This window comes from Dendronalium phyllosphericum CENA369 (genome assembly GCF_016056275.1).
Taxonomy (GTDB): Bacteria; Cyanobacteriota; Cyanobacteriia; order Cyanobacteriales; family Nostocaceae; genus Dendronalium; species Dendronalium phyllosphericum.
Genome location: NZ_JAECZA010000289.1, coordinates 89,984 through 104,991 on the forward strand (window position 1 = coordinate 89,984; position 15,008 = coordinate 104,991).

Sequence of the window (15,008 nt, forward strand, 5' to 3'; positions counted from 1 at the left end):
TCATCATCAATATTGCAATTTTACTTATTGATAGCGCGATATTCATGCTTAACATCGCAACACTTATAAGTAATATTCTAATATTCATCATCAATATTGCAATTTTACTTATTGATAGCGCGATATTCATGCTTAACATTGTGATGTTTGCCATTAACATTCAAGCGATCGCCAATAAAACCAAAGGTAAAATGCCAATTAAGAGAAATTACTCAGATTTATTTACTAATTTTGTTTAAAAATTTACAATAATTTGCTAATTTTACTGCACCAGAAAGCAGCTTTATTAAGTCAAAATAGCTCTAAATTCTCTTTTAAGGAAAAATTTATGCCCCGTAAAAAACGCGCATCCCGTGTTCTCGAAAAAGCTGAATTCAGATCTGCGGGACTGAAAGCTATTGATTCAAATATGAATTTTGGTGATAATTGCGATTTGCAGAATCTGACTCAATCAATTGAGCAGTTACGCACTACTATCGATGCTTATAACACTGCTTTATCTGTGATTGACTCTTCCAAAACAAAGATTGATGAGATGGAAAAAAGCTTGAGCAATCTTTCAGACAAGTTGCTGAGGGGAGTTGCTTTTAAGTATGGCAAAAACAGCAACGAATATGAAATAGCAGGCGGCATTCGTGACAGCGAACGCATACGCAAAAGTAGGTTGACCCGCTTGAAAGCTAGTACAGCAAAAGCATCACAGGAGAGTGCTGAAATCGCTTAGTAAAGATAAAGGAAGTAAGGAGGACAAGGGAGGAATAATAACTCCTACCTCTTGTACAGACGCGATCGATCGCGTCTGTACTTCTACCTCTTGTATAATCGCGTCTCTACTCCTACCTCCTGCCGTAACTAAATTATTTCTAATTCGCTCTCACGCAAGTGAGCTTTAAACTTTTTATTAAACTTAACCAGAAATGGAAAGTTAGCGCTTACAGGTCTACCTTGCCATTGGGTAGCCACACTTACAACTTCACCTTCTGTACCTTTGATGTCAAAAGCCTGATTTCGATGCTCAGGATGATGGTAAACCACTACCGATTCTTTTACGCGGACGCGATCGCCAATTTTCATAACAACATTTACACCTAGCTTTTGTTGTTCCACAAGCATCTCTACAGCCATCCCTCACTGAACTTGCTTTTTTGGAGAATTGACTGTTGCCAACAGTCATTTTATATTTTTAACCTTTACAGAAGTTCTGTTTCAGGTCTTTGTACCAGCTACACAAACAAAGCCTGCCCGTGCAGGCTGCGATAGCGGTTAGTTAGCAACATCAAAGTCACTTTGTACTTTTGCAAGAGACAACGCAGGATGAAAGTCTCTTTGCTGTCAGTTATTAACCTCAGTTGCTACCCTTTGGATGTCTAAAAGTCGGCAAACTAGACAGAAGTTGCTACAACTATATAAGAGTCGCCTACTGTTTCCGCGTTGACGGCAATCAAGCGATCTTATGCAGCGGCAACTGTCGCCAAACAGCAGGTATGTGGTAAGAAAATCCACATTAGTTTTGCCTCCTCAATGCACTGATTCACTCTCACAGGTGTTTCAGAGGTGCTTTTTCAAGGATGGGTTAAGCTAACGAGCAAGGGAAGATCCGCTTGACTCTTTTTGCGCTTTTTAACGACAAATCCAATTCTACAATAAAAAGATATTCCATTCTTAATATGCTGTGCCCAACAGCAGCAATGATTAAGCAGCTGTTTCTGAGTGCTGAGTTAGGAGTCAGTAGTAGTTGGGGATTGGGGACTGTACTAGGATTTCTTTGCTACTCCTCTTGCTCCTCTGCCCCTCTGCCCCTTAACTTAATCAATTGAGTCGATAACAAATCACTTGCGTTGCGGACAAAAGGGAAGTTGTCTGCACATCTGTTGAAATGTTTGTGGATTAAGTGGATTAAGTTGCGACCAAGCTAATAATCCTAGAGTTGTTCCCCCCAGTAGCAATGCTAATAATCCTCCAACTAGCACTAAAGATTTATGCCTATTTGGTTTTTTCACAAGAATTGGTGGTGTTGGTTCCTCTGTTAAATCCAAGTCTAAATCCAGCAGTGCTTGAGAACTTTCAGCCATAGAAGCTGGTTCTAATTGTGGTAGTTCTGCTTCTGGTTCTTCTACTTCTGGTTCTTCTATTTCTAGTTGTTCAGCTTCTAGTTCTTCTACTTCTGGTTCTTCTATTTCTAGTTGTTCTACTTCTGGTTCTTCTACTTTTAAAATCTCTACTAGCGGTTGTGCAGGAGTTACAGGCACTAAGTATATTGGCGAGACACGGTAAAGGCTCAGAACAACGGATGCATTATCATACCCATTTTTCTCATTTGCTAAATTTAGCAAATCACGAACGGCATCTTCAATTGAAAGTTTCCCTGTTAACACTGGCATTACGTAATCTTGCCAAGATTGTTCCACCCAGTTATTGTCGCTTAAACCATCAGAACACAACAGCAATATGCCATCTTCTTCTATGATGAATCGCTGAACCAAAAGACGCATAAATTCAGCATCTTTTGTACCCAATGCTTGGGTGAGAGCAGTTGCATCCGGTCTTTGAAGTGCTTTTCGATACAGACTACGGGCCAAGCGGACTTCTCGTGTCGCTACATCATCATCTATTGTTAGTAGTTGACAGTAGTTGCGAGTTATCCAGTAGGCCCGACTATCGCCAATATTAGCTAAGTAAAGTTCATGAGCATTTGCTAAGGTACTTCCAGAATACGTTTGTACTCGTTGTGGAATCTGTACCGCCATTACGAGGGTAGTTGCCATGCGTTCTCTGCCTTGGCGTTTCTGTTCGTCATTGCGAGAGCAAATGACATTATTTACCACCCGCAAACTTGCTTCTATTTGTTCCTGCAACAATTTTGGCGATACAACTTCAGTCTGTTCTGCCACCTCTGCTAATAAAGCCCGGATTTGTAATTTTAGGGACTGCACCGCCAATTGACTGGCAACCTCACCGCCTTGGTGTCCGCCAATGCCATCACAAACAATCGATAAACGCGGCATTAATGCATCGTCTAAGTCACTAGTTAGGGGATAGCAAGTGTCTTCATTTTGTGTGAGTGCGGGGCCTGCATCTGTTGCCCCTGCGACCTCTATACTTAATGGTAATTCTGCCGCTGATAAAAGTAGTAAGGCATTGAGTTGAGTGGCGATCGCATCTAACTCTATCTCAGCGCTACACATCTGCTGACATATGTTCTCTAACTCGTGCGCTATTGATGTTTTTGCAGATGCTACCCAAGGCTGCCAAGATTGACCCAACTGCTGTAAAGACGTAGTTTGTGATGTTTCAACAAGTTCCAACAGCCGCACACACCAACCTTGTACTCGCAGGTTATCGGGTAAGAGCAAACTTTGGGCAACTCCCACTTCTAATAGGGGTTGCCAAAGTTGCAGAATTTGCCATAACCAGTAGACTTGTCTGACTGCTGTTGCTTGTTGCCATGCGTCAGCAATAGTCGGATAAATATTTCCTGTTTCATCTATGGGCACATTTTCCAGCAACAGGATATCACTGTCAGTAGCATCTTCCATCTCAGAGGCAGCAAACCCGTAGGCTTGGGGTAGATGCCAATGCTCTTGATATAGCTTGAGGTAAGGAATAACTACTTGTGGCAACTCTTCAGGTGTGTTAGGTGACAGTCTTGGTTGAGTATCTAGCCAAACCTGATGCGTAATTACCTCATACCTATCTGCTACTTTTGTTATTGGTGGAATTTTGGCTGCCAATGAGCCAGTAGCCCAGAGATAACGATGAACTAGAGGAGTTTGACAACTTGCACAAATGCTGTCACCCACTGAATTAATCGGATTATGACAGTCTGGATTTATGCAATAAATTATCCGCTGAGTAGAAATCATGAAAGTATAAATTTAAAAAATAAATCAACTCGTGAATTTCAATTAAATTTAGCGGTCAACAACTTGAAGGCTAGAATAGACTGGATTTGTGTACCCCTGGCTACAACTTGTTACTGAAATTAATCAAACTTGTTGGTAAAAAATCAAGTTTTGCTTTCTGTAAACACTTAGTGACTGGGTGTATCTAAATTTCAGGAATGCGTTTATGTAAATGTAGTGTCTAGGATGGCGCTATGCCAAGTTCTACCTTAATTTGGCTCCTAGCAGGAGCGGTTCTGTGTTTCATGGAACTGTTATTACCATCGGCTTTTGTTGCTTTCATGATGGGAATCAGTGCCTTTGTAGTGGCGCTGCTGTCTGTTGTGGGTTTAAGTATATGGCTACAAGTTGCTATTTGGCTATTGCTTTCCACTGTATTAGTTGTGCTTTCTCGGCGGTTTTTGCAACCACGACGACGCAACTTTAAAATTCAGGATGCAATTATAGCTGAAACCTTAATAGAAATTCCGGCTGGGAAAACAGGGCGAGTACTATATGAGGGAAATTCTTGGCGGGCAAAGTGTGACGATGAAAAACTCAGCATCCCACCCCATCAAAGAGTGTATGTGGTCAGAAGAGAAGGCACGACCTTGATTGTGATGCCTGAAAGCATTCTCAGTCATTAGTTAGTTGTCAGTTGTCAGTTGTTCAGTTGTTAAAACTGTCCTTTGCCCCTCCCTTATCTATTTTTCAAGTTTTAATACTCAAAAGTTAGGAGATTTACAATGGAACAGATATTTTTACTCATCTTTTTAGCCCTTGGCGGTTCTGCTGTTGCAGGTTCTGTGAAAGTCGTCAATCAAGGCAATGAAGTTTTAGTGGAAAGATTGGGTAGTTTTAACAAAAAGCTGGAACCAGGGCTAAATTTTGTAGTTCCTTTTGTCGATAAAGTCGTCTATCGAGAAACTATCCGCGAAAAAGTCTTAGATATTCCTCCCCAAAAATGCATCACTCGTGACAATGTGGGCATTGAAGTGGATGCAGTGGTTTACTGGCGCATTGTCGATATGGAAAAGGCTTGGTACAAAGTAGAAAATCTCCAGTCGGCAATGGTGAACTTGGTACTTACTCAAATTCGCTCGGAAATGGGACAACTGGAGTTAGATCAAACTTTTACCGCTCGTTCCCAAATCAATGAACTTTTATTGCGGGATTTAGACGTTGCTACCGATCCTTGGGGCGTGAAAGTCACACGGGTAGAACTGCGAGATATTATCCCTTCTCAAGCAGTGCGGGAATCGATGGAATTACAAATGTCGGCAGAACGACGCAGACGAGCAGCAATTTTAACATCCGAGGGCGATCGCGAGGCTGCTGTCAATAGCGCCAGAGGTAAAGCTGATGCCCAAATTTTGGATGCTGAAGCTCGTCAAAAGTCCGTAATTTTGCAAGCAGAAGCAGAACAAAAAGCGATCGTTCTCAAAGCTCAAGCCGAACGCCAGCAGCAAGTTCTCAAAGCCCAAGCCATTGCTGAGTCAGCAGAACTGATTGCCCAAAAAATGAGTAGTAGTCCCGGTGTCCACAAAGCAGTGGAAGTTCTATTTGCCTTGGGCTATTTAGATATGGGCGCAACAATTGGTAAAAGCGATAGCAGCAAGGTTTTATTTATAGATCCGCGCACTATCCCTGCTGCTTTCGAGGGTATGCGCTCTATTATCTCAGATGGTCAGGTTGATTCTAACGAGTTGTTTTCTGGGCAAATACCAGGAGCCAACAATCGTACTAGTTGATGCTTGAGAGGTAGAGGGATTCACGAAAATCTTGATACACATGCAAGGACTTGTAGGGGCGCTGTTACGTTCGCCCTTACGCCCGTATTTGTATCATTTATAAAGTGAATTCCACGCTTTCAAGATGTCCTAACCTTTAATTTGCTTGCTGTAATACCTGACAGTAAACTGTTGCTAACGCACTTTTATAGCATCAGGTTTTCATTTTGCGTAGGCGTAGATCGTCGTAGCGCCTCATATTTCATTTGACCGTTTGATAAAATTACAATAGCTAGTGAAATGAACGCGATCGCACTAATTTTGTTGCATTTTTCTAGTGATGAAATAATCAAGTTTTGATAAGTTATCAATTATGACGTTATCTATTCAGTCAACCACAGTACTTAGTGTAGAAGATTTCTTAAAACTACCAGAAAACAAGCCAGCAAGCGAGTATTTTAACGGGCAAATCTACCAAAAACCTATGCCACAAGGAAAACATAGCACATTACAAATTGAATTAGCTTCTGCTATAAATCAAATTGCGAAACCCTCAAAATTAGCTTATGCCTTTACTGAACTACGCTGCACGTTTAGCGGATTTTCAATAGTACCAGATATTGCTGTGTTTGAGTGGCAAAATATTCCCCTTGATGCAAAAGGTAGTATTGCGAATAAATTTGAAATTCCTCCAGATTGGATAATTGAAATTCTCTCACCAGAACAATCACCAAACCGAGTTATCCGCAAAATCACATTTTCTATCCAAAATGGAGCAAAGCTAGGCTGGTTGCTTGATTCTGATGATGAGTCAATTATGATTTTTGAACCCAACAAATTACCAGAATTAAAAGAAAAGCAAGATGTTTTACCCATTTTGAGTGTTTTGCAAAACTGGCAATTAACTGTTGCAGATGTATTTAGTTGGTTGAGTTTTGCGTAAATCAAACAATGGTCAGCTGGTGCTAACCCTGTCTTCCAATCCTTCCTGCATACACAAGTATTTTTAAGAATCAAATCAAATTGTTATAGAATTTGGTATGACTATTGACCAATCTCAGCAGCTTGGTTTGTTTGGCAGCGATCGCACAAACCAAAAAACTCAAGAGTGTGATAAAAAACTTTAAACTTGTGGCTGGATTCTAACTGCTCTTCTAGGTCATGGACTGGGCATTGATGAATTGGAATAGAAATGCCGCATTGCAGGCAAGTTAGGTGGTGTTTGTCTTGCTGCGCTAGGCTATAAAGAGCTTCACCGTTAGCCAAAGTCCGCACTTGCACCATACCTTCCATTTTTAAAGCCTCCAAGGAGCGGTAAACTGTTGCTAGTCCCATACTCTGGTTGCGACTACGTAGTTCTACATAAATATCTTGGGCGGAAATGCCCTGTTTGATAGTTTTCAACAGGTTTAAAATACGCTCTTGACTGCGGGTGCGTAAGGCTCTCATAGACAATTGCTTAAATTTGCCATTGTAAGGGAAGCCGTTATACTGGCTAACTAATAAATTAACTCTAACGGCTCCTTAATCTTATTTTCACTCAGTTGCAGCAGAAAGTTATAGTATGGCGATCGCAACATTTAGCAAAAGCCTGCCTGTAAGAGGAGGGAAAAGGGACTCATGTTAAAGGAGAAAGGGATAAATAACAAACCTTTCCCCCTTTCCCCCGCCCCTTATCCCCAGAGGGAACTCCACCTTCCCCTTTTCCCGACTTCTGCAAGAAGTCTAATAAAAAGTTAGAAGGTGGGAGTTAGGAGTTTTAATCAACAACTTTCTCTAACTCCTGTAAGGGCGAACGGCTGTACCCTGCGAGAAGGGCAAAGCCCAACGCCCCTACTAACTTTACTTACCACTTGCTGAATACGACCATTTCATAGTACATATATACTAAACTAAAACGAAATTTGCCCAAAACACGAGCGGGCAAAGATTTCGTCAAAGTCGTCAATTGTTAGTGGTTTTTTAGGGGAGGTGTGCCATGATTTGGTCAACAAACTGTTGATGGTCTACAACAGGTTTAGAAATGTAGCCATCAGCACCGCTTTGCTTGAGAAAGTTCTCGCGATCGCCTTCCATAGCGTGTGCCGTCACCAAAATAACAGGTAAGTTTGCTGTTTTGGGGTCAGATTTTAACATTTGTGTAATCTTAATGCCATCAACAGATTTACCTTGATACACGCTTCTGGAAAGAGAAACATCCATTAAAATCAGGTCTGCTTCTCCTGATTGGGCAATTTTTATGACTTCTTCTACATTTTCAGTGTGTTTTACATCCAAGCCTCCTCGCTTGGCCAAAATTTTGGAAAAAACGCGAGCATTAATGAGATCGTCTTCAACAATCAAAACGGTTTTCATGAGAATTTTATTTATAGAGGTGAGGGAGATTAGAACTTAAACAAAACAATTGTTCAGCTCTTTTTTAGTAATTAAAGTGCATCCCCGCCATCAAGGATAATACTACTGCTTTTTATCCTTTGACGATCGAGATTGTGTTAGTAATCCCATTTCATCCGTTATGCTGTGTTTGCTGCATTATTCAATTCCATCGACTTTTGTGTAGTTAAAATTCAGGGAAAAAACTCATGGCAAAACAGTTAAACCTTCTCTCAACGGGACAGGTAATCACAACAGCCCTGCATACAGAGATGCAACGGTCTTACTTGGAATATGCCATGAGTGTGATTGTTGGTCGAGCGTTACCAGACGTGCGTGATGGCTTAAAACCAGTGCATCGGCGGATTTTATATGCCATGCACGAACTTGGCTTAACACCAGATAGACCTTTTCGCAAATGCGCTCGTGTTGTGGGAGACGTGCTAGGTAAATACCATCCCCACGGCGACCAAGCAGTTTACGATGCCTTAGTCAGGCTGGTGCAGGAATTTTCCAGCCGCTATCCTTTACTCGCAGGACACGGCAACTTTGGCAGCGTCGATAATGACCCACCAGCGGCGATGCGCTATACAGAAACGCGTCTGGCATCCATCAGTCATGAGGGTATGCTGACAGAAATCGGCGAAGAAACTGTGGAATTTGTCGGTAACTTTGATAATTCCCAGCAAGAGCCTGTTGTCTTGCCTGCTCAGTTGCCATTTTTGTTACTTAATGGTTGTACTGGTATTGCTGTGGGTATGGCAACGAATATTCCTCCACATAATTTGGGGGAAGTAGTTGATGGCTTAATTGCTTTAATCGACCAACCAGATTTGGCAGATGAAAAATTATTTGAATTAATTCCAGGACCAGACTTTCCCACTGGGGGGGAGATAGTTGGTAACTCTGGAATTAGAGAAGCATACACCACTGGTAAAGGTGGGATTGTCTTGCGGGGAGTTGCGAATCTAGAAGAAATTGCACCTACCAGAGGAAGCAAGCGGCGAACAGCAATTGTAATAACAGAATTACCTTATCAAGTAAATAAAGCAGGCTGGATTGAAAAAGTAGCGGATTTGGTAAATCAAAGTCGTTTGCAAGGAATTTCTGACATTCGTGACGAAAGCGATCGCGAAGGTATGCGAGTCGTAATCGAACTCAAACGCGATACAAATCCTCAAGAAGTTCTCCAGAATTTATATCACCAAACCGCTTTGCAAAGTAACTTTGGAGCAATTCTTTTAGCAATAGCTGACGGACAACCCCGCCAATTAAGTTTGCGGCAACTGTTACAAGAGTTTTTAAATTTTCGCGAAGAAACGCTCAATCGTCGCTACAGTTACGAGTTAGGTAAAGCCCAAAGTCGGCTGCATGTGGTAGAAGGTTTACTTAAAGCTTTATCAAATATAGATGAGGTGATTGAAATTTTGCGACGAGCTGCCGATGGCAGTACAGCAAAAATGACTCTTTGTAGCCGACTAGATTTGACTGAGGTACAAGCAGATGCAATTCTGGCAATGCCATTACGCCGTCTTACTAGTTTAGAACAGCAAAACTTGCAAAGAGAGTTTGAAGAACTCAGCCAGCAAATTACTTTATTACAAAGGTTACTGAACGATCGCCGAGAATTACTCAAGGCACTAAAAAAAGACTTGCGATCGCTCAAGCGGAAGTATAGCGATCCCCGGCGCACGAAAATTGCAGAGGAGCAGAAGGAGGAGCAGAGGAGCCGAGGAGCAGAGGGGCAGAGGAGCAGAGGAGCAGAGGAAGAAGAAAAGCCAAAATCCTCTGAACCAGCAGAAGAAGTAGTTTTAGAATTTACCCAACGAGGCTATGTGCGCCGGATTCAGACATCGGGGAAAAAGTCGAAAATCGAAAACGGTCTGCACGATAATGATTTCATTATTCAAACTGAGTTGACTGACACAGACAAAGAGTTGTTGATATTAACCAGTGGTGGCAAAGTCTACCCCGTGAGGGTGGGAGATATTCCCGCCACTACTGGACGTTCTCCACGGGGAACACCATTAATCACCACACTTACTACCACTGCTCAAGGTGCTCAAGAAGCTGTTGTCAAGCGCTTTTTACTACCGGAAAATTTAGACTCCACGCAGATGATTCTGTTGACAAAGCAAGGACGAATTAAGCGCCTGTCTCTTGAGGAATTTGCTAACCTGACTCGTCGCGGGATTACAATTTTGAAGCTGAAAGACGATGATGAATTGTCATTTACTCAGTTCGCCAACACAGGCAAGCATTTGATTTTAGCTAGTTCCGGAGGGCGACTGTTACGCTTTGCTCTGAATGATGAACAACTACCAGTTATGGGTCGTACAGCAATGGGTTTACAAGCATTTCGGTTATTGAGAAATCAGCAGATGGTCGGCTGTGTAACTGTAGGTAAAGACGACCAGCTATTGCTAGTTACTCAAGAAGGATATGCCAAACGGCTCGTTGCCAGTCAGTTAAGAGCAGCTAATCGCGGCGATTTAGGCACGCAAGCGCTGAAATTTGCTAGTAAAACCGATAACTTAGCTGGGATGGTTATGGCGATCGCTGCCACTGAAGTAGCACTGGTGACAAACAAAGAGCGGGTAGTGCGGATACCTGTAGAAACAGTACCGATCTTAGGCAGAGATGTTAAAGGCGAAAGTATCATTCAACTCAACCGTGATGAAAAAATTATCACAGTTGCCGAAGTGCGTTCATAGTGAAAATGATGTTCAACTTGCGGCGAGCTAACATAGCAGATTTAGAGGCGCTAGTTCTACTGCGCCTTGAACTCCTGCTTGAGGTTAGCGATATTAAAGATGATATTGATAAGCTGTGACGCTTTTAAATTGCACATTGACCAAAGTTGACTGTTGACAGTTAACACTCAGCTGTTAATAACCACTATGATTTTTACAGGCTCTATGCTAAAACACGCTACATAGACGTTAAGATAATTGATAAATACTCTCAATAAGTCTAACTAAGCAAAATTTGAGATTAATCTAATACATCTATCTTGAAGTAGATATTTTATCTAAAAAAATTTTGCTTATGTCAAGCTATAGTAATAAATATATACAAAAGTGTTACAAATAAGAAAAAAATTGTTATATTAGTTCACATAAACGCAATAATTATTCGTAAATTTCATCTGGAGTTTCAACCATGACAAACACAACTGCAACTACAACAAAAGTTACTGCCCCTGTAATCGAAGATCGTAATGCTTGGCGTTGGGGCTTTACCCCCCAAGCAGAAATTTGGAACGGTCGTTTGGCGATGATTGGCTTTTTAGCAGCTGTACTGATCGAGCTTTTCTCTGGTCAAGGTTTCTTGCACTTCTGGGGCATTCTATAAGTATTGCTAATGTGACATGCTCTATAAATTCAAAAACCTGGTAGTCAATGAGCACTACCAGGTTTTTTACTGTTTGTTGTTTGCTAATAATCAGGTGTTAGTAGCAAGTGACAACTGACAACTGACTACCGAATATACTCCTTAAGAACGCTGTTACGATTTGGGTGGCGTAACTTACGCAGTGCTTTGGCTTCAATTTGACGAATGCGTTCGCGGGTGACGTTGAAAATCTGGCCGATTTCCTCAAGAGTTTTCATGCGACCATCATCCAAGCCATAGCGGAGTCGGAGAACATCACGTTCGCGAGGACTGAGACTATCAAGGACTTTTTCTAAATCTTCACGTAAAAGATTTTTGGAAACTTGGTCTTCTGGAGTCTCGCCATCGGACTCAATAAAATCGCCCAACCGAGAATCTTCTTCTTTACCGATGGGCGTTTCTAGTGAAATTGGCAACTGCGCGGATTTAGCAATAAATCGCAACTTCTCGATGGTCATTTCCATACGAGTTGCAATTTCTTCTTCTGTGGGTTTGCGACCCATTTCTTGAGAAAGCAACTTGGTAGTTTTCTTGATCCGCGAGATGGTTTCGTAGAGATGGACTGGAAGCCTGATAGTACGAGATTGGTCAGCGATCGCTCTGGTAATTGCTTGACGAATCCACCATGTAGCGTATGTAGAAAACTTATAACCTTTTTCGTGGTCGAACTTCTCAGCCGCGCGAATCAAACCGAGACTACCTTCTTGAATCAAGTCTTGGAAGGACAAGCCACGATTCATGTATTTCTTGGCAATTGAAACCACAAGGCGCAAGTTAGATTGCACCATCTTATCTTTTGCCCTGCGACCAATATGCAGGCGATAGCGAAATGCTGGCAATGGCAGTTGTACTGCTTCTGCCCATTCTATGTCACGAGGATCGCGCTCTAACTGTTCGCAAAGTCTTTCCCGCACCCTCTCTAATTCCAGTAAATCGGCTATTTTCCGCGCCAATTCAATTTCTTCGTCTGCCCGCAACAGACGAATTCGACCAATTTCTTGCAAGTAAAGGCGAATAGAATCTTCGGTGTAGTGCTTTTTCTTGCTTTGTGTCCGACGACGCGACTTAGCGGCTTTTCCAGACTTTGCGTCGTCCTCATCAGACTGAGGCTCTAAAAACTCATCAATTTCGCCATCATCTGCGATCGGGAAGTCCTCTTCTTCATCAATTAAGAGTTCTTCTAACTCGATTTCAGGCTGATTCATCATTTCTAGATCAGGCTGATATATGCTTTCGAGTACGTTGTTAGCCTGGTTCATGCCGCGTTCCTCATGCTCCTTGCAGAATCAATTACTCAAGATGTGTTTACTGCTCTTTTTAATAGAGCTAATTGACAACCGAAAATAGGGTTTTGGGCTAATTTCCCTAAGATGTTTTCGGAACTTTTTATCCTCTTTAGTAGAGGAACTTTTTACTAAAAGTCGAAAGTCGCAGTTAATGCTACTTAAGTGCTACTTAATAACCTTAGCAAAAGTTATATGTATTGCTGTTGCAAACAACTTTTAATTGATAGGTCTACTAAAAGAATTGTCTTGATAAAAAAATTTACCGCTTCAGACAAAATATGACTTTTGGCATATTTTCCTATAAAGACTGTTCCGATTGTAGCCTGTTTCACAGAAATTGCACTCTTTTTGTGTGTAATCATCTAGTCGTTTAGTTAGGTAAGGCCACTATTATCAAAAAGATATTGAAATTGGTAGTCATACCCTTAAATTTTGCCTAAAACTTTTTGAAATTGCAGTGGCATTATCTTTACATTGGAAGGAAAATACATGCACTCTTACACTAAATTGAAAGGTAAATACACAAGCTTTTACACAATTCCTAGTATTATTCATAACTTTAATACTGAGAAATAGTGTACTTTATATTAACTTAGCCGAGAAGCATTAATACACCCATTTTTACATTTCCTTCACAAATGACAGATTCCGAATGATTGAGTGAGCCGCAGGTAGATAAAGCAAGGGTGATGATGCTTATCTTAATATCTCTAACCTGACCTATGCCAATTACCTTAACTAAGGAGCTGAGGTGGTGGCAAAATCAAGCAAATCGCGATCGATAGAGAGATAACCGATTCGGTCTTATCAACACATTAGCGCATGGCTGAGATTTCAACCCTATGAAACTTGACAAGCTGTTCCTATTGTATACAACGATATTTTAATCAATCTAGAAAGGATTTAACAGTTGGGATTGTAGATATTTGCCTATTAAAGGCAAAAATTTATCAGATACAGGCAAACAATAGTTGCTCTCCGGCAATACTGTGAAGGTATTAGCAAGTTAGTCACAAATTTTTGTCTGCTGCTAGCAATAAGAAGTTGGAACTTATTTAAAAGTCACTTCCCGTAAATGAAGTGTTAAATATAATACGCAATATTGTAACACTCAATTTTAAAGACATTTGCCACGTTTCGATCGCCACAGAAGACTAAGCTTTGCCCTTCAAGCATAACAAAGGCTCTCTGAGATTATGGAAAAAGCGAATCCATAATTTACAAAGTAAGACTTTTGCATTTGATTGTTGTGTCGCTTAAGTGGCACATTTAAACAACACTCGATTATTCTCAAACATCACTTGACAATCAACATTTTGTGTGCAATCAAACATTATAAAAAATTAAGAATTTTGATAATTTGTGATTTATGTATTCTATCAAACAATTTTCATTACTTAAAAACGCGCAAATAAACATTCCCGGTATTACTTAATACCGGGAAATATTTATATTTACTGTTTTAGCGTGGTGTTGGTGTTGATATTGGACTTGATGCTGGTGTTGGTTTTGCGTTAAAACTAGCTGGAAAATTTGGTGGCAGAATTACCTTATCAACTATGTGAACAATGCCGTTGCTGGCTGGGATATCTGCCTGAGTTACTTTAGCACCGTTGATTGCGATCGCTTTGCTAGTACTATCAACTTTGACTGTGGCGGGTGTACCCTCAAGCGTTTTGATTGGGCCAGACGTTAATTGGCTGGAAGTAATTTGTCCGGGGACGACATGGTAAGCAAGAAGTCTCACTAATTGTTGTTTATTTTCTGGTTTGAGAAGATTGTCTAAAGTACCTTTCGGTAATGCAGCGAAAGCGGCATCAGTAGGCGCAAAAACCGTGTATGGCCCTGCTGTCGTTAACTGTTCGTTTAAGCCTGCGGCCTGTACTGCTTGTATGAGGGTTTTAAATTGTCCCTGACTGGCTACCGCTTGTGCCAGTTCTGCTAAATTGCGGTTGGCTGTAGTGCTAACAGGACTAGTTGTGACGGGAGTTGGTGCGACAGGAGGAACAGTTGCTACGGGGGTTTCAGCAACGGAGGGCACAGTTGCTGTTGGCGTTTGCGTGACAGGTTGAGCGCAAGAATACAGAGTAATTAGACTTCCTACACTAAAAATAGCAAACAATGTTGTTTTTACTACGTCTTTGCTCATTTTCATACGTTTTGCGTAAAATTCCAATTAAATAGAGATTTACTGACAATAGTTAATAAATTTATAAATACAATCCCTCAGCCTAGCGACATAATTCGTAATTGACAATTAAGCTAATCTGCCCTTAAGTTGCACAATCCTTTGCCTTAAAAAGACGCGGGGACGCAATTTGAATGATTACTAGCTTATTAAGATA

General features: G+C 41.2%; 12 protein-coding genes and 1 pseudogene. 7 read left to right on the forward strand and 6 right to left on the reverse strand.

The window, feature by feature from the left end:
• Nucleotides 1–239, forward strand: a pseudogene (locus I8752_RS32125) (hypothetical protein); the annotation flags it as partial.
• A gap of 89 nt (nt 240–328) precedes the next feature.
• Nucleotides 329–724 (forward strand): hypothetical protein, encoded by a 396-nt coding sequence (locus I8752_RS32130; RefSeq protein WP_214436222.1) that lies wholly within the window; start codon nt 329–331, stop codon nt 722–724.
• A gap of 128 nt (nt 725–852) precedes the next feature.
• On the opposite strand, the gene I8752_RS32135 is transcribed toward I8752_RS32130, so the two are convergent.
• Both I8752_RS32135 and I8752_RS32140 read right to left on the reverse strand, forming a co-directional pair.
• A complete protein-coding gene (locus I8752_RS32135; protein WP_214436223.1) occupies nt 853–1,125 on the reverse strand; it encodes a ferredoxin-thioredoxin reductase variable chain in 273 nt (90 codons plus the stop codon).
• A 704-nt stretch (nt 1,126–1,829) separates the two neighbouring features.
• Complete coding sequence (locus I8752_RS32140) at nt 1,830–3,863, reverse strand: protein phosphatase 2C domain-containing protein (protein ID WP_214436224.1); 2,034 nt, start codon at nt 3,861–3,863, stop codon at nt 1,830–1,832.
• 233 nt (nt 3,864–4,096) lie between these two features.
• Between I8752_RS32140 and I8752_RS32145 the strand changes: the two genes are divergently transcribed.
• From I8752_RS32145 to I8752_RS32155, 3 genes are all read left to right on the forward strand, one after another.
• Nucleotides 4,097–4,528 (forward strand): NfeD family protein, encoded by a 432-nt coding sequence (locus I8752_RS32145; RefSeq protein WP_214436225.1) that lies wholly within the window; start codon nt 4,097–4,099, stop codon nt 4,526–4,528.
• Between the two features lie 99 nt (nt 4,529–4,627).
• Nucleotides 4,628–5,632, forward strand: coding sequence for an SPFH domain-containing protein (locus I8752_RS32150; protein ID WP_214436226.1), 1,005 nt, complete (start codon nt 4,628–4,630; stop codon nt 5,630–5,632).
• 352 nt (nt 5,633–5,984) lie between these two features.
• The gene (locus I8752_RS32155) at nt 5,985–6,554 is read left to right on the forward strand and encodes a Uma2 family endonuclease (protein ID WP_214436227.1); all 570 of its coding nucleotides are present in this window, start codon (nt 5,985–5,987) and stop codon (nt 6,552–6,554) included.
• A gap of 101 nt (nt 6,555–6,655) precedes the next feature.
• On the opposite strand, the gene I8752_RS32160 is transcribed toward I8752_RS32155, so the two are convergent.
• Both I8752_RS32160 and I8752_RS32165 read right to left on the reverse strand, forming a co-directional pair.
• On the reverse strand, nt 6,656–7,060 hold the full coding sequence (locus tag I8752_RS32160) for a Fur family transcriptional regulator (RefSeq protein WP_214436228.1): 405 nt from the start codon (nt 7,058–7,060) through the stop codon (nt 6,656–6,658).
• 513 nt (nt 7,061–7,573) lie between these two features.
• On the reverse strand, nt 7,574–7,966 hold the full coding sequence (locus I8752_RS32165) for a response regulator (RefSeq protein ID WP_214436229.1): 393 nt from the start codon (nt 7,964–7,966) through the stop codon (nt 7,574–7,576).
• 227 nt (nt 7,967–8,193) lie between these two features.
• Between I8752_RS32165 and gyrA the strand changes: the two genes are divergently transcribed.
• Both gyrA and I8752_RS32175 read left to right on the forward strand, forming a co-directional pair.
• A complete protein-coding gene (gene gyrA, locus I8752_RS32170; RefSeq protein ID WP_214436230.1) occupies nt 8,194–10,698 on the forward strand; it encodes a DNA gyrase subunit A in 2,505 nt (834 codons plus the stop codon).
• Nucleotides 10,699–11,146: 448 nt separating this feature from the next.
• Nucleotides 11,147–11,338 carry a chlorophyll a/b-binding protein gene (locus I8752_RS32175; RefSeq protein ID WP_214436231.1) on the forward strand — a complete coding sequence of 64 codons (192 nt, stop codon included), beginning with the start codon at nt 11,147–11,149 and terminating at the stop codon, nt 11,336–11,338.
• Between the two features lie 125 nt (nt 11,339–11,463).
• Here I8752_RS32175 and rpoD read toward each other — a convergent pair whose 3' ends face one another.
• Both rpoD and I8752_RS32185 read right to left on the reverse strand, forming a co-directional pair.
• Nucleotides 11,464–12,636, reverse strand: coding sequence for an RNA polymerase sigma factor RpoD (gene rpoD, locus I8752_RS32180; RefSeq protein ID WP_214436232.1), 1,173 nt, complete (start codon nt 12,634–12,636; stop codon nt 11,464–11,466).
• A 1,489-nt stretch (nt 12,637–14,125) separates the two neighbouring features.
• Nucleotides 14,126–14,818, reverse strand: a complete 693-nt coding sequence (locus tag I8752_RS32185) for a fasciclin domain-containing protein (protein ID WP_214436233.1) — start codon at nt 14,816–14,818, stop codon at nt 14,126–14,128.
• Between the last annotated feature and the right edge of the window lie 190 nt (nt 14,819–15,008).